The 15,482-nt window shown below is 49.7% G+C and carries 14 protein-coding genes, 1 pseudogene and 1 riboswitch; of the genes and pseudogenes, 9 read left to right on the forward strand and 6 right to left on the reverse strand.

The features are described from left to right. Positions 1-133: 133 nt before the first annotated feature. The gene (locus F3H12_RS09485) at positions 134-2,791 is read right to left on the reverse strand and encodes a cation-translocating P-type ATPase (RefSeq protein WP_149679104.1); all 2,658 of its coding nucleotides are present in this window, start codon (positions 2,789-2,791) and stop codon (positions 134-136) included. 365 nt (positions 2,792-3,156) lie between these two features. Between F3H12_RS09485 and F3H12_RS09490 the strand changes: the two genes are divergently transcribed. The 4 genes from F3H12_RS09490 (at position 3,157) to thiM (ending at position 7,483) form a co-directional block, all read left to right on the forward strand. Next, positions 3,157-4,380 carry an FprA family A-type flavoprotein gene (locus tag F3H12_RS09490; RefSeq protein WP_149679105.1) on the forward strand — a complete coding sequence of 408 codons (1,224 nt, stop codon included), beginning with the start codon at positions 3,157-3,159 and terminating at the stop codon, positions 4,378-4,380. 463 nt (positions 4,381-4,843) lie between these two features. Further along, positions 4,844-5,545: an arginase gene (locus tag F3H12_RS09495; RefSeq protein WP_149679106.1), complete on the forward strand. Its 702-nt coding sequence runs from the start codon at positions 4,844-4,846 to the stop codon at positions 5,543-5,545. A gap of 459 nt (positions 5,546-6,004) precedes the next feature. Beyond that, positions 6,005-6,361: an arsenate reductase family protein gene (locus tag F3H12_RS09500; protein WP_149679107.1), complete on the forward strand. Its 357-nt coding sequence runs from the start codon at positions 6,005-6,007 to the stop codon at positions 6,359-6,361. A 29-nt stretch (positions 6,362-6,390) separates the two neighbouring features. Further along, positions 6,391-6,489: riboswitch (TPP riboswitch) on the forward strand. Between the two features lie 157 nt (positions 6,490-6,646). Then, the gene (thiM, locus tag F3H12_RS09505; RefSeq protein WP_149679108.1) at positions 6,647-7,483 is read left to right on the forward strand and encodes a hydroxyethylthiazole kinase; all 837 of its coding nucleotides are present in this window, start codon (positions 6,647-6,649) and stop codon (positions 7,481-7,483) included. 9 nt (positions 7,484-7,492) lie between these two features. On the opposite strand, the gene F3H12_RS09510 is transcribed toward thiM, so the two are convergent. After that, the gene (locus F3H12_RS09510) at positions 7,493-8,308 is read right to left on the reverse strand and encodes a glycosyltransferase family 8 protein (protein WP_149679109.1); all 816 of its coding nucleotides are present in this window, start codon (positions 8,306-8,308) and stop codon (positions 7,493-7,495) included. A gap of 510 nt (positions 8,309-8,818) precedes the next feature. On the opposite strand from F3H12_RS09510, the gene F3H12_RS09515 reads away from it, so the two are divergent. From F3H12_RS09515 to F3H12_RS09525, 3 genes are read left to right on the forward strand one after another with little or no spacing between them, the layout of a single operon-like run. Beyond that, positions 8,819-9,049 (forward strand): hypothetical protein, encoded by a 231-nt coding sequence (locus tag F3H12_RS09515; protein ID WP_149679110.1) that lies wholly within the window; start codon positions 8,819-8,821, stop codon positions 9,047-9,049. Between the two features lie 23 nt (positions 9,050-9,072). After that, entirely contained in the window at positions 9,073-9,288 is a 216-nt protein-coding gene (locus tag F3H12_RS09520; RefSeq protein WP_149679111.1) for a hypothetical protein, read from the forward strand. A 24-nt stretch (positions 9,289-9,312) separates the two neighbouring features. Continuing rightward, entirely contained in the window at positions 9,313-9,789 is a 477-nt protein-coding gene (locus F3H12_RS09525) for a GNAT family N-acetyltransferase (RefSeq protein WP_149679112.1), read from the forward strand. Here the strand turns inward: F3H12_RS09525 and F3H12_RS09530 are convergent. From F3H12_RS09530 to F3H12_RS13495, 4 genes and pseudogenes are all read right to left on the reverse strand, one after another. Beyond that, entirely contained in the window at positions 9,776-10,576 is an 801-nt protein-coding gene (locus tag F3H12_RS09530) for an alpha/beta hydrolase family protein (protein WP_149679113.1), read from the reverse strand. The genes F3H12_RS09525 and F3H12_RS09530 overlap by 14 nt on opposite strands. A gap of 158 nt (positions 10,577-10,734) precedes the next feature. Next, on the reverse strand, positions 10,735-11,562 hold the full coding sequence (gene lgt, locus F3H12_RS09535; protein WP_149679114.1) for a prolipoprotein diacylglyceryl transferase: 828 nt from the start codon (positions 11,560-11,562) through the stop codon (positions 10,735-10,737). Positions 11,563-11,754: 192 nt separating this feature from the next. Then, positions 11,755-13,152 carry a sensor histidine kinase gene (locus F3H12_RS09540; RefSeq protein WP_243133248.1) on the reverse strand — a complete coding sequence of 466 codons (1,398 nt, stop codon included), beginning with the start codon at positions 13,150-13,152 and terminating at the stop codon, positions 11,755-11,757. Then, a pseudogene (locus F3H12_RS13495) lies at positions 13,149-13,562 on the reverse strand (winged helix-turn-helix domain-containing protein); the annotation flags it as partial. The gene F3H12_RS09540 and the pseudogene F3H12_RS13495, both read right to left, overlap by 4 nt. A 249-nt stretch (positions 13,563-13,811) precedes the next feature. Here F3H12_RS13495 and F3H12_RS09550 point away from each other — a divergent pair. Beyond that, the gene (locus tag F3H12_RS09550) at positions 13,812-14,723 is read left to right on the forward strand and encodes an ABC transporter ATP-binding protein (RefSeq protein WP_149679115.1); all 912 of its coding nucleotides are present in this window, start codon (positions 13,812-13,814) and stop codon (positions 14,721-14,723) included. Next, complete coding sequence (locus F3H12_RS09555) at positions 14,723-15,478, forward strand: ABC transporter permease (RefSeq protein WP_149679127.1); 756 nt, start codon at positions 14,723-14,725, stop codon at positions 15,476-15,478. Before F3H12_RS09550 ends, F3H12_RS09555 begins: the two co-directional genes overlap by 1 nt. Positions 15,479-15,482 lie beyond the last annotated feature (4 nt).

Genomic DNA, 15,482 nt, shown 5'->3' on the forward strand with positions numbered 1-15,482 from the left:
TCTTCATTCTTAATTATCATTTCCGTCACCCAATAATATTTTACTATATTAATGCAAAAAAGCCCAGTTCTCACTGGACTTTTTCGACAGTCTGAGGGCTGCCATTTTGGCAGCCCTGTCATGTATTGCAGGCTCAGGCCTTTTTGGCCGCTGTCCTCCGCTGAACCAGTTTCACCAGTTCCACGATGGGGATGACCAGGATGGCCAGCGCAAGGGCGATCATGTTCTCTTTGAAGCTGATGGCGGTAAAGCCAAACATATCCCGCAGGAACGGCACATAGATGACGACCGCAGTCAGGATGAAAGAGAGAATCATAGAACCAAAAAGGTAGAAGTTGTGTGACTTGATCCGGAAGATGGAGCCGTATTGGGAGCGCATGTTGTAGGAATGGAATATTTCCGCCATCGACATGGTGAGGAAGGCCATGGTCATGCCGTCATCGCTGTTCACGATCCGCCATTCCCCGTTCTCGATCCGCTCGCCGATGAAGTAAGCGGCCAGGGTGAGCAGGGAAACCATGATACCCTGGTAGAAGACGCCGAATCCGACGCCGCCCGCGAAAATACCTTCCCTGGGGTTGCGCGGATTACGCTTCATGATATCAGCCTCTCCCTTTTCCAAGCCCAGGGCAAGGGCGGGGAGCGAGTCGGTGATCAGGTTGATGAAAAGGATGTGCGCAGGTTTGAGTATGGTAAAGCCAAGCAAGGTGGCCAGGAATATGCTGATGACTTCCGACAGGTTGGAAGAAAGCAGGAATTGGATGGATTTGCGTATGTTGTCGTAGATGCGGCGGCCTTCTTCCACCGCGGAGACGATGGTGGCAAAGTTGTCATCGGCAAGTATCATATCAGCCACGTTCTTAGTCACATCGGTACCGGTGATGCCCATGCCGATGCCGATATCGGCATTCTTGATGGATGGTGCGTCATTTACGCCGTCACCGGTCATGGCTGTGATATAGCCGCGGTTTCGCCACGCATTGACTATCCTGGTTTTATGTTCGGGCTTGACCCGGGCATAGACGCCGTAGTGCTCAACGTTATTGATGAAATCCTCATCGCTGATCTCATCGAGCATGGCTCCGGTAATCACCTGCGAACGGTCGGTAATGATACCAAGCTGCATGGCAATAGCCGCTGCGGTATCCTTATGATCGCCCGTGATCATGACGGGACGGATTCCGGCAGCCCGGCATTGCTCGATGGCAGCAGGTACTTCCTCGCGCACAGGGTCTATCATGCCCACAAGGCCCAGGAACACAAGGTCGTTTTCATCCTCGGGGGTGAGCGTGGCGGGCTGCGTGTCCCAGTTGCGGCAACCGGCGGCAAGGACGCGCAAGGCCTTGTCGGCCAGGCGCTTGTTTTCGCTTAGGAAGAATTGCCGCTTATCCTCGGTCATGGGAAGGACCTGCCCGTTTTCAAGATAACCCGTACATTTCGCTATCACCACATCGGGGGCGCCGGTGGTGTGCTGGATGTATCCGCCCTCGGGCTTTTGATGCAGGGTGGTCATCAGCTTGCGTCCCGAGTCAAAGGGGATCTCGGCAACACGGGGATAGTTCTTTGTCAGTTCGTTTTTGGGCAGGCCGAGCCTATTCGCATAATTGACAACGGCAGCCTGCGTTGGGTCTCCTTCGGCCTGACCTTCTTCATTCAGCTCCGCGTCGGAGCAGAGAGCCAGCGATGTGGCCAGGAGCTTTTCATCGCCGCAGGAGGATTCAACGACGGTCATCCTGTTCTGGGTCAGGGTTCCCGTCTTATCGGTGCAGATGATCTGGGTACAGCCGAGCGTTTCAACGGCGGTCAGCTTGCGGATGATGGCGTTTCGCCTGGACATTTTTGTCACGCCGATGGAGAGCACGATGGTGACGACGGCAACGAGGCCTTCCGGGATCGCGGCGACGGCAAGGCTCACTGCAAGCATGAAGGAGCCGAGCAGCGTATCAAGAAGGTCTGTTCCGGGAACCGGGGAGGAGAGGAAGTGGCGCAGAATACTGACACCGAACATGACGACGCAGATGCTGAGCACAAGCGCCGTCAGAATGCGGCTAAGCTGGGCCAGCTTCTTCTGGAGCGGGGTCTCGCCTTCCTGGGCAGTTGTGATGGCATGGGCTATCTTACCCATTTCGGTATTCATGCCCGTTGCGGTGACCACCATCGTGCCGCGCCCATACACGACGGCGCTGCCCATGTAGACCATGTTAACCCTGTCTCCCAGCGGAATATCGCCTTCCCTGCCGTCAAGGGCGGCATCGGTTTTTTCCACCGGCACAGACTCGCCGGTCAGCGCCGCCTCCTCCACCTTCAGGCTGAAGCAGCTTATAAGGCGACCGTCGGCCGGCACTGCATCGCCTGCTTCAAGAAGCACAATATCGCCCACCACGAGTTCCTCGCTTTTGATGTGAACAACGCGCCCGTCGCGCAGGACCTTCGAAGTGGCGGCAGCCATCTCCTTGAGGGCTTCAATTGCGGCCTCTGCTTTGCTTTCCTGGATGACACCCAGGGCCGTGTTGAGTACGACCACAAAAAGAATGATGAACACGTCGGACAGGGACTCGCCGGATAAATAGGCGGTGATGCCCGAAATCACGGCTGCGGCGATCAGAACGAGTACCATGGGATCGGAAATCTGGGCAAGAATCCGACCGAACAGGGTAGACTTTTTACCCTCCTCCAGCCGGTTGGGGCCGTTTTGGCCGAGCCTTCGCCCGGCTTCGGCGGAAGTCAGTCCGCCTTCAGAACTGCCGGTTGCATTGAGAACTTCAGCCGTCGACATAAAATAGTGTTTCAAGAAGGTCTCTCCTTTCTTTGGTGACATTAGACCTGTGCACAGGTTAAAAAAAAGAGACTTTTGCGCGTTGTTACCGCGCATAAGTCTCGTTCTCTTCCCGTTCGGTTTTACGGTGTACTCCGGGCCAGACGGCCTGTTGGCCGCCACGATGTTGACTCGGAGAACGCCGAAGGCGCGAACTACTCCCCTATGCAAGGTAAATGCTAACATACACGCCCGGGTTTGTCAATTGACAACCAAGAGATGTTGTAAGAAAATAGCCTACGGACACAAATGCCATCAGACGGCCCGATGGGTTGTGACGATCACAGAAATTGATTCTTGCACTGAAACTTGTGGTATCATAAATGCGAGGAGGATTGCGTATGAAAAAGCTGAAAATTGCAGATGGCATATATATGCTTACGATGAATGTGGAGGACGTTCTTTTTGAGGGAATCTGGGAGATTGCCAACGGTGTGACCCTCAATTCCTATATCGTCCAGGGAGATAAGACGGCCATCATCGACGGTGTCATCGGCTGGGATGGCGTACCTGAGACCCTTTACAAAAACCTGGAGGAAATAGGCGTTGACCCGAAAAGCATCGATTATCTCATCGTCAACCATATGGAACCGGACCATTCCGGATGGATTTCAAACTTCCGCAAGATTAAGGATGATTTCACAATCATTTGCACCGATAAAGCTGCCAAAATGGTCGCTTCCTTCTACGGCGAGGATAAAATCCGTGTGGTGAAGGAAGGCGATACCCTGGACCTGGGAAAGGGAAAGATCTTGAGCTTCCATCCGGTACCCAACGTCCACTGGCCGGATACCATGTATACCTTTGAAAAAGATACAAAGACCCTCTTCTCATGCGATATGTTCGGGGCATTCGGCCGGATGGGAGATCATTGCTTTGATGATGAACTGACCCCAGATGAGGTTGAATTCTTTGAAATTGAGGGGATCCGGTATTATTCCAATGTCATGGCGACATTCACGCCCAGTGTGAAGAAGGCCATAGAGAAGGCCAAAACGCTGGAAGTTAAAACGATTGCGCCTGGTCACGGGCCGGTTTACAGAAAGAACCCCGGAAAGATCATGGACGACTATTCCAGGTTTGCCCAATATGCAGAAGGAGCAGGCAAGAATGAAATCACCATCCTGTGGGGCTCCATGTACGGGATGACGGAAAAAGCGGTTAAATATGCTGAAAGCATCCTGAAGCGGGAAGGCGTCAAATACAACAAACTCAAGATGCCGCTTGAAAGCGAGAGCGAAATGGTCGCAACGATATTAAGATCCGCAGGCATCATTGTTGCGGCGCCGACCTATGAGTACAAGCTCTTCCCGCCGGTGGCCACAGCCCTGAATGAGGTGGGCAGAAAGAAAATCACCGGCAAGGCTGCCTTCCGGTTCGGATCCTATGGATGGTCCGGCGGAGCGGAGAAGGAACTGGCCGAAATCCTGGAGAGAAACAAGATGAACTGGGATTTCATTGAATCCGTGGAGTTTGAAGGGGCGCCCAGGGAAGAAGATCTTAAAAGGGTGGAAGCCGGCGTCCTGGCGCTTATCGAAAAAATGAAGAGCAAAGTTGTGGCATAGCTGCTTCCATGCCAAAGGCAGCAGGCATGCGATATTGCAGTGATACAACCGCCAATCGGGAAGGTATCTTCCTGGTTGGCGTTTTTCATATCTGGCTCATCGACATACATGGAATAATTGTACCCGCCCAAAGTCCGGCAGGGCTGGCAGGAACCATTCGGATTAATCACAGGAAGCTGTAAAGCACTTTGTGCTTTGCCCTGGGGTGTGTTTCACAAAGGCTTTGTCCAGTATGAAATATCCCTGTAACATAATGGTGGTATAATATACCATGGACTATTGATTGAAAGGATTGGGCAAAGGGGTGTAAGAAGACTGGGATTATAAACCGCCAATAATTGAATCATTGCGGTCCTGATCTTACTTAAACATCTTGTTGGCAACTGTTTGCAGACACAGATTTTAAGAGGATATCAGAGCACACATGTTTTAACGGTTGTTCCGGTATGAAGGAGGTTAAGATATGGATAAGTGCCTGCTATCGGTTGATTGGGACTATTTCATCTATACGCGTAATTATTGTGGTTCTTACATAGAGAGCAACAGAAGCCTCGTTGATCTCTGGTACAAGCGATATATCCAGGCGAAAGCCCGTGGAGAGGATATCCGGAAAGCATTTCTGCTTTCAGCAGATGTAGATGGTTTCTGGGCGAAGATCAAAGAATACTTTAAGTTTGCTGACAACATCAGGATCCTCATTTCAGACTCCCATGCCCTGTCCTATCAAATGGCGGTGGAGAATAACTGTAAGTCGGTGTACCTGTTTGATGCCCATGCCGACCTTGGTTACGGCGGTCTCTCATCGCTTAACTTTGAAGTCAATTGCTCCAACTGGCTCGGCAAACTCCTGAAGGATAAGCATATCCAGGAAGCGCATATTTTCTACAGTCCGTATACAATCGAAAAACCGGAGCATTTCAAACAGATGAACAGCATTTATAACATCAGGTACCGCAAATTCGATGAGTTGGATGACAATTGCGCTGAAGTATCGGCCATCCACATCTGCCGATCCGGCGCCTGGACGCCTCCGTGGCTGGATGGACGGTTTTATCAGTTCGTCAATGCTTTGGGGTTGCCCTATGAGACCATGAACTGTCCGGAAAGGAAATGGGATCCGGAACACCTGAGATTATCGGATCAGATCATTTACCTGATGGCATGATCCCGGGATGAGAATAATGGATATTCTTTTCATCAAGCAGGCCATCTGAGGGTGGCCTGTTTGATGTCTGGGGTAGTTTTATCTGAAGTTTTCCGGTAAGGAGAGCGGTCGCCGGAAAGAAACGGGTTGATTGTCAAATAATATTGTAGTACAATATCTGACAGTTTATGGTATTCTATGCGGGTTCTTTTTGCTTTGACAAATTACCGTATAAGTATGAAAGTCCGGAAATGATCTGGACAGCCAGAAAATAAAGGGCAGCAGATGCCGAATAAATTGGAGCAAAATGAAGAAAAAGTATGGGTTATTGATTGCGGTATCGCTTCTCATCATCATAGTTTCCGTTATGCTTTGGGAAACACCCAAATTGGGCGGAGAATGTGGAAGGCAGTTTTCTGGAAACGGAGACGTGGGAGATTATCCGCAAAAGATTATGAGGATGAGGGGTGGAGATAGACTATGATCTTTGTATGCTACCCGAAATGCACCACCTGCCAGAAGGCTAAAAAGTGGCTGGAAGGAAACGGCATAGCCTTTGAGGAAAGGCATATCAAGGAGAACAACCCGACCGTTGAGGAATTGAAGGAATGGCATAAAAAAAGCGGGTTACCGCTCAGGAAGTTTTTCAATACCAGCGGCCTCCAGTATAAGGAATTAAAACTCAAGGACAGGCTCCCGGATATGAGCGAGGATGAGCAGTACAGCCTGCTGGCATCGGACGGGATGCTTGTAAAGCGTCCGATTCTCATCAGCGACGATTTTGTGCTGGTAGGTTTTCATGAAACGGAATGGAAGGCTGCGCTTTACGGAACTTGACACAAAAGTTTATAAATGGTACTGTATAAGAAAAATTGCGGGGGAACTCGAAAGAGTTGAGAAGGTAAAACCTGACCCTTTGAACCTGTCAGTTAACACTGGTGTAGGGAAGCAATTTTTTATCAGGATAATAATTCATGATAAACAAGCGCTTTCTCCACCAGGGGAAGGCGTTTTTTTTGCTCAAAACGGAGCAAAGGCTGAAATAAACGCAGCATGACATGCACTAAACCAAAAAGCTTGCTCCTGACATCGGAGCGGCAAAAAAGCAAAAGGAGTTGATGCATGATGACCAGAAAGGAGATACAGGCTCAAATTATTCAGGCCGTGGAAGCGGTTAAACGGACAAATCCGATGGCAGGTTCGATTACCAACATGGTGACCATCAATTTTGTTGCCAACGCACAGCTTGCTGTCGGGGGATCCGCCGCCATGGTCTATCTGCCCGAGGAAGGAGAAATTTTAGCAAAGGCCGGAGGAGCCACCTACATAAACGTGGGCACCCTTCTGCCAATCCATGAGGAGGCCCTGCCCCACACCGCAAAAGTGCTGCATGAGGCAAAAAAGCCCTGGGTGCTCGATCCGGTGGCGGTGGGCATCGGTTCCCTCAGGACCAGGGTTTTAAAGCAGTTTAAAGCATATAAGCCTTCGGTTATCCGGGCGAACGCTTCGGAGATCCTTGCGCTGGCAGGTCTTTGGGAGCTGGAAGGCGGCACGGAAACCTCCCGCGTCCGCGGTGTGGATTCCACGGATTCAGTGAATGCGGCAAGGTCTGCGGCAATTGCCCTGGCTAGATGGACCGGCGGGGCCGTCGCCGTATCGGGCGAAACCGATCTGGTAACGGACGGCCATGTTGTGGCCTATTCCTACGGCGGTTCTCACCTGATGGGGAAGATAACCGGAGCGGGCTGTTCGCTGGGTGGTGTCATCGCCGTGTACGCAACGGTTGCCTCTCCGTTTATCGCGGCGCTTACCGGTACGGCAGTATATAATCTGGCAGGTGCCCGGGCGGAAAAGAAGACAAGCAGCCCCGGAAGCTTCCAGGTCCAATTCCTCGACGAACTCTATCAGGCAACCGCCGAGGACATCGCCAACAATCCGTTTGAACTGGAGATAGCCTGAAAGCCTTGCTTATTGGCCTAAGGGTACAGCCTTCTTTTCATAATGCTTGTACAGAGCATGGAACTTCCCGCTGTACCCTTTGGACCAGGGTTTTCTCTTGCCGCAGAAATGCAGGATGACGGTGTTTTCCATGACAAAGTCCATATCACAGTCATGGTTTGATGTGATTTTATAGTAGTTGTAGAACCTGACGTCATAGTTGTAGAGCTTTTCGTCCAGGCACTTGATTTGCCTGGCAAAGAGCGTATTGATGATATCCTGATCCGGCAGGATGAGCTTGGCCCGGTTTTTTTCGATGAAAGCGTAAATAGCCGTTTCGTCCACAACCTTTCTCTGCAGGGCCAGGTTCATCAGCAGGACGCCTGAATTGTAGTATGCATTGATCTTGTACGGATACAGGCGGATGCGGTTGATCTCCTTAACCGCTATGACATTGTGATAGGCTGCCGCGTACAGGTATCCGTCGAGATCGGTTTCATACAGCCTCCGAATGGGGTTGATGACCAGGATATCGGGGTCCAGGTAGAGGATGCGATCCAGTTCTTCGGGCAAAAACTTGTAGGCCAGCAGCCTGTAATACATCTCTTTCGGATAATGCAAAACGACAGGAGCATTTTCAAAATAGCTGTTGTCTATTTTGATCACAACCAGTTTTTGCCCATAGCTGTCGACGTACCGCTCAATGTCGGCGATCTCTTCATCCTTGATGCTGGAGTGCATCAGATAGATGCAAAAATCTTCACCAGGGTTGTTCAGGAACAAGGAAACCAGCATTACCTTCAACGGTTTTATGTACTTGGAATCCAAAGTCACCAACAGATTCATCTGAATTCTCCACCCTCGTTCCAACTCAGTATTTTGATCCTGCCAACACATGTCTTGCAATCCTGTTATCAATATGCGCCAGAGCTTTACCAAATGAATCCTGGATATCAATAATTTATTCATCCATAAATAAATACTTCTGCATCCTCTCCGGATCCTGCAGGAACGTCATATAGGTTTTATAGATATCCGTATCTTCATATTTTACTTCTTTGAGATTTTGGTTCAAATCCAATATCTGCCCATTATGATATGAAATTTTACCGGATGCTTTTGACATATAAATCATTCATGATAACCACCTGGCTTCCAGCAATATTTTAGCACAATCCTTGCGGGTGCCCAATAATCCTCTGGTAACTGTCAGGCAGTATAGGGCCTGCTATTGCCGGAAATGATGCGGTGTGCTTTTAGGGGCTTGAACTGTTACCCGGTATCATGTAACTTGCGGTGCACGCTGATGACGATTGTAATGAATGGTAATAGCTGGATATTAAAGGGTGGGCGAAGATGTACACGGTTTTATTCCAGTTTTTTGGTCACATCAAATATGCTGGTTACAAGCCGGTTCTGGATGACTATTCCTGGTGGTTTGATCTGGTCAGCAAGATAGTCCGGCAGGCGGACAGGTTTGAAATCCGCTGCTGGCCGGAAGAACCGGCAGCCATTGCCACGGGCCGGCAATCGGTGAGCAAATTGAAAATACCATGTCCGGAGAACAGGTTTTCCAGGGGCCTATAACTGAAGCTTTTCTGAGGCATATCTTGACGGATGCATTTGATGAGGATGGCAGGCTCAAATGGTTTACCATAAACTTTTATCGGGGTGAAGAAAACCTCTTTCATTCCGGACATTACGGTACCGAACCGGTCATTTATCTGAAAACCGAGGAAGAAGTCCGTGACCTGGAAGAGTGGAGCAAAAAATATCCGGTCATCACGAGGGTAGATATTTATAAAAATGAAGAAACGCAAGCCTAGAAATGCTTTTTGGGAGGTAATACATTGCTGACATACAGGCAGGCAGACAAGGCGGATATCCCTAAGCTCATCGATATGCGGCTGGCATTCCTGTCGGAGGAACACGGCGAATTGACGGCAGAGCAAACCCATACCATTGAATCTCAACTGCAGGTGTATTTCAGGGAACATCTGAATCGTGACCTGCTTGTATACGTTTGTGAGGATGATGCAACGATCGTATCGACGGTTTTCCTCCTGGTTTCGGAAAGACCGGCGAATCCCAATATCCTGACCGGGTTGACAGGTACCCTGTTAAATGTCTTTACGCTGCCCCGGTACAGGAACAGAGGGATTGCCGGAAATCTTGTTAAAATGACGATCCAATACGCGAAAGACAACAAATTGTCCTATATCGACCTCAAGGCAACCCAGGCTGGTTATTCCTTGTACCGTAAACTGGGCTTTGTGCCTGATGAATCATCAAATGTTCCCATGAAGTACCGGTTCAGCCGGGAGTAATGGGCGTAAGATCTTTCAAGAATTTCTCCATAGCCTCCAGGGCGATGCGGTCGTGCTTTCCCTTGAACATGTGCTCGGCACCGTCGATTTCCAGGTATTCACACTGTTTGTAGACTTCCCGGGCCTGCCTGGAATAGGCGATGTCCACGGTTTTGTCGTTCGTACCGTGTATCAGAAGAACCGGCCCTTCGTATGTACGGATCTCGTCATAGATATTCATGTTGATAACGGCTTTGGCATACAAGGCGCCCAGTTTCATGGGGAAGTGGCTGATCAGCGGAGGGATGTTTTCCGGGTCGAACCTGGCAAACAGCATCTTGCCGCGGCGGGCGTCGTCGGGAATGCAAAAGGCCGGATAGAGCAGGATCAGGCGTTCAATCCCATTTTTCAGCCCGGCTGCGGTCAATGCGCAGACAACACCACCCTGGCTGCAGCCCATCAGGGCAATACGGCTGCCGTCCACATCATCCCTTTGCCTTACATAATTTATGACGGCCTTCAGATCTTCCACTTCGGTCAGAACCGACATTTCGGATGTCTCGCCATCGCTGCTGCACTTTAATCCGCCACCGCAAAAATCAAAGGTAAACGCAGCCCAGCCAAGACGGGCAAGGAACTCCGCATAACGCCTTACCGTGCGCTGGTTGGCCATAAACCCATGGCAGATGATGACGGCAGGCAGACGGCCTGCTTCACTGCGGAAAACATAGCCTCGTATGGTTAAGCTGCCGCGCTGGCAGGAAAAAGGCTCGCGTGATACAGGAAGCGCTTTATGCCGTTTATTCATAAATTTATCATCCTTCGCAAGATCCTTGGATTCCTGTCATAACCCTCATCAATATTATATACCAACAAATGTCAAAATCCAGCTCACCCGTCGGGCCGGAAACCTCGCGAAATGAGAAGACTTTATCGCATTGTGTAAAAAAACCTACTTACAAGCCTTCAGCCAACGTTAACTTCCGATTGCTTTATTGCATATTTGCCATTATACTCGGGCGGTTCTTTAAATAGTTTTTTGCGGAATACAATCATAGCAATTCCGACAACAACCAGTATCAACGACACTGCTTGTGAAATTCTGAGCCCCGGGAATAAATAAAGGCTATCGGTACGCAGCCCTTCAATCCAAAATCGGCCTGAGCCATATCCGATGAAGTAAACGGCTAAAAGCTGACCGTTAAACCCTTTTCTTTTGCGAAAATATATCAATAAAGCAAACACGCATAGATTCCACATGCTTTCGTAGAAAAATGTAGCCTGATGCCATTCTCCCAACCGCTCGATGAAAACAGCGTAGGGGAAGAACTGGAGATTCGGGTTTGTAACCAGGTTCCCGAATGCCTCCTGATTTACAAAATTTCCCCAACGTCCGATTGCCTGCCCCAGAATTAAGCTGGGTACAACCATATCTATAAGCCGCCAAATCGGAAATTTACTGAGTTTGCAGAATATAACTGCTGCAAGGAATCCACCTATAACACCACCATATATAGCAAGTCCGCCTTCCCATATAGCAACCATCTTCATAAAGTTTCCCCTGTACTGTTCCCACTCAAATATGACATAGTAAAGTCTGGCGCAGATGATTGCGAGGGGGAGTGCCAAAATAAAAAAATCAAAGATAATATCGGTCTTCAGGTTCTGCCGTTTTGCTTCACGGCATGCAATCAAAATGCCTGATAAAATACCGAACCCTATAATAACGCCATACCAGGCAATGTTTAACCCCTTAATACCAAAAAGGTTTTCTACAAGATATCTATTTATCATAAAACCACCTCAAGTTAACCCTCTGATTTGATTAAGTTTTCCTTGATCTTACCACTAATACATGGCTTAAAGCCAGGTTTTATTTATGCATTACACATAAGCGAGTTTAAGCACTATCTTATTCAGATTCGGCAGCTCTACTCTTGACTGAGGTGAATCTTAACGCATTTTGACGGATGGGATTCGTTAATCCTAATCAGATACGATTGCTGGCAAGACAACTTCTGCTTTGAACCCTTTTCCAGTGTCACTATATAGATGCAAACACCCCTGATGAGCCCTGGCTATTCTGGCAACCATGGGCAGGCCCAGCCCGTGACCGTTTTTCCGGGCGTGTTTTCTTTTGTTGGAATAAGGCAGTTCCAAGAGATCGGAAAGCTGAACCGGGGAAACGCCTTTGCCGTCATCAGCCACGATAAAACGGCAGGTGTTATTACCTTCATCGGAGGAGATGATGAGTTGTATGCGGCAACCGTCAGGATTATGGCAGATGCTGTTCTGTATCAGGTTAGAAATGGCACGCGTCAGCAGCCGTTCATCGCCGCTGACCAGTGCCTTTTCATCCAAAACCTCCATTTCCAGCTGAAAACGCTCATCCAGACCCTGGTTTAAAAAGTCGGATGCGATTTGCCTGGCCAATGCGGATAGCCTTATTGGTTTTTTGTCAACGGGCTGCATTTCGTATTCAAGCATGGAGACAAGATTCAGGTCATGGACAAGGGCCCTGAGTTTTTCTGCCTGCTGCCGTATGATGCCGGCCTGCTTCCTTTGCTCTGCCGGAACAGCGCTGTTTTCCTCCAGATCGCTGGCATAACCCAGTATCATCGAAAGCGGGGTCCGGATATCGTGCGAGATAACGGCAATCCAGTTGGAGCGGGCCTCATCCCTTTTCTTCAGACTCTCGTTCTTCTGCTGCAATAATGCGGACGCACGGTTCACGCTTTGTGCGAGATTGGACAGGATCCCCTTTGGCTCTATATATACCGCTCTATCCTCGGCCAGATCTTCTATGCCCTGGGTCAGCGGACGGATGGAGCGAATCAGCCTGGAACCGATGAAAAGCGATAAAAGCAATGCCAAAGTAATGTTGATAACAATTAAGGAAACGAGCTTCAGCGGAAGAGATGAGACCCAGCTTGTGGGGTAGATCTGCATATACTTTGCCAGGCTGCCCCTGGGATAACCTACAACTACCAAACCTTCGCTGTGTTCCCATACGAAAACCGGATAATCCATCAGATAGCTGCGGGTAAAACGGGCAACATCCGCCAGCGAATATCTTTCGGGGAGCTCAGCGGGGGCCATGTAATGCCATACGACGCTTCCTGTGCTGTCAATCAGCATTGCCCACGCATGGTTTTTCGCCAGAATATCTTCTGCAGCAGGGGCAAGGGAATAGATGCCGTTGGATGCATGCAAGCTTTCTGCCACTTCCCGGACAACAGAGCCTGGCGGCTGACCTGTATTTGTGCCTTTGAATACGAAAATCCCCAGCAGTACAAAGTTGATAATCAGCAGGGATATAGAAATGATGATGGTTGCATTGGTAAATCGTCTTAAAATCCGTACCGTGCTTTCTATGTCTATCACTCCCTGACTATCAGTTTGTAGCCCAATCCCCTGACGGTCAGCAGATATTCCGGGCTGGATGGGTCATCCTCAATCTTTTCACGGATACGGCGGATATGCACCATAAGCGTGTTTTCATAGCCGTAGTAGTCATCGTTCCAGGCAGCCTGGCAGAGGGCATCGCTGGTTACAATCCGGTTCCGGTTCTCATAGAGTTTCAGAAGCAATGCGTGTTCTTTTGCGGTTAAGGGATATTCCGCGCTTTCATGGCGTACAAGGCTGCCCTCAAGGTCAATCACGCGTTTCCCCAACCGGAAGACGGGAAGCTGAGCCTGCCTTGGCGGGGAGTAAACCCGGCGGAGAATTGCCATAAGCCGGAGAATGAGTTCCCGTGGCAAAAACGGTTTTACAATGTAATCGTCCGCGCCAAGTGCGCAGAAAGCCGTCGATCATGTTCCTTATATCGCGTTCATCATCCACGATGAGAATCTTTCTGTTCTTTATATCATCCACGCTTAATCACCTGATCTGATTATACACGTTTATATCTCAATTTCATCCGATCCGTCCCGTCGCTTACATGATTTAAGGTTGCCGTAAGGTTGATGTCAGGTAGAAGAAAGGTTGCCCGGTTATGATTTGACTGAAACAGACCAAATACAGAACTGGAGAGACGAGATATGAGCGAAATCATTGCGACGTATAATCTTTCAAAACGCTATGGCGACGCCTGCCGCGTAAAAAATGTCAACCTGTCGGTCCGCGAGGGGGAGATTTATGGATTCCTTGGTCCCAACGGAGCGGGTAAGACCACAACATTGAAAATGATACTGGGATTAACCCGCCCTACCGCTGGCAGGGTAACCGTGTTTGGAAAGGGACTGGAGCAAAACCGCCGGTTTATTTTAAGCCAGACCGGTTCCCTCATCGAATCCCCGTCCTACTATGGGCATCTCACAGGGCTGGAGAATATGCGCGTTGTCCAGAGACTGCGGGATGTGCCGGACAGAAATGTGGAAGAAGCCCTGAGGATTGTCCGGCTGGAAAAGCAAAAAGACAGGAAAGTTGCCCAGTATTCCCTCGGCATGAAACAGCGCCTGGGAATTGCCATGGCGCTTATGTCCTTTCCGAAACTGTTAATATTGGATGAGCCGACAAATGGCCTTGATCCCGCAGGCATCGGCGAGATCCGGGAACTGATTAAAGCTTTGCCGCAGCGCTATGACATGACCGTGGTGATTTCCAGCCACCTGCTTTCGGAAATAGAGCAAACAGCAACATCCATAGGCATTATCCATGAAGGCATGATGTTGTTTCAGGGAAGCCTTGAAGCTTTGAAAAACGAAAAGCTGCCAACCATTCTGGTAAAGACACAGAACAATGCGCTGGCACAGGAACTGCTTGCCAGGAAAGGTTACTTGCCTGCGCGGGATGGCGATTTTCTGGCCTTTGAGAACCTGGGGGATGACCAGGTGGCCATGCTTAACAGAATCCTGGTTGAGTGCGGCATGGATGTTCTGCGCATTGAAGAACGGAAGAAGAACCTGGAGCGCATCTTTCTGGATATGACCGGGAAAGGGGGCAGCCTGTGATGGGACTGGTGGGACTTGAACTGTATAAATTGCGTCGTAAACGTCTGTTTTTGATGGTCATCCTGTTCCTGGCCGTGGAAATCGGCTGGGCTTTTTCTGCCACCAGCATTTCCATTTCCCGAAATCCAGGCAGCGCCGGCTGGGAAGCGCTCATCGCCATGATGTCTTCCATGAATGGTCTGTTCCTGCCCATTCTTACCGCTGTATGCGTATCCCGCATCTGCGACATGGAACATAAGGGCAATACATGGAAGCTGCTGTTAACCCTGTCTGTGCGGAGAGGCGCACTCTATGCGGCAAAATATGTTACTGCATCGCTCGTCGTGTCTCTGGCATGTTTGATACAGGCAGTTGCCATTGCAGGCTTTGGGTTCATGAAAGGCTTTGAACAGCCCGTCCCGGTTTTGCTGCTGCTCAGATTTCTTCTGGGGCTCGTCATCACCAATACGGGCGTTATCGCATTACAGCAATGGGCCTCGATGACAGCAAAAAACCAGGCTTTTGCACTGGCCCTCGGTATGGTGGGCGGCTTCGTCGGTGTGGCGGCTGATCTGTTTCCGCAAGGAATCAGGAGAATTTTTATATGGTCCTACTATACTGGCCTAAGCCCGGTGACCCAGAGTTATGCAAGTGCGCATATACAGTTTGTTGTACGGGATATGGGATCGTTGCTGCCTGTGATGGTGGCGCTGACGGCTGTGGGAATGGTTGTTTACCTGGCTGGAAGCGTTTATGTGTCAAGGCAGGAGACATAAGGAG

Source organism: Thermoclostridium caenicola (assembly GCF_900142095.1).
GTDB lineage: Bacteria > Bacillota > Clostridia > DSM-8532 > DSM-8532 > Thermoclostridium_A > Thermoclostridium_A caenicola.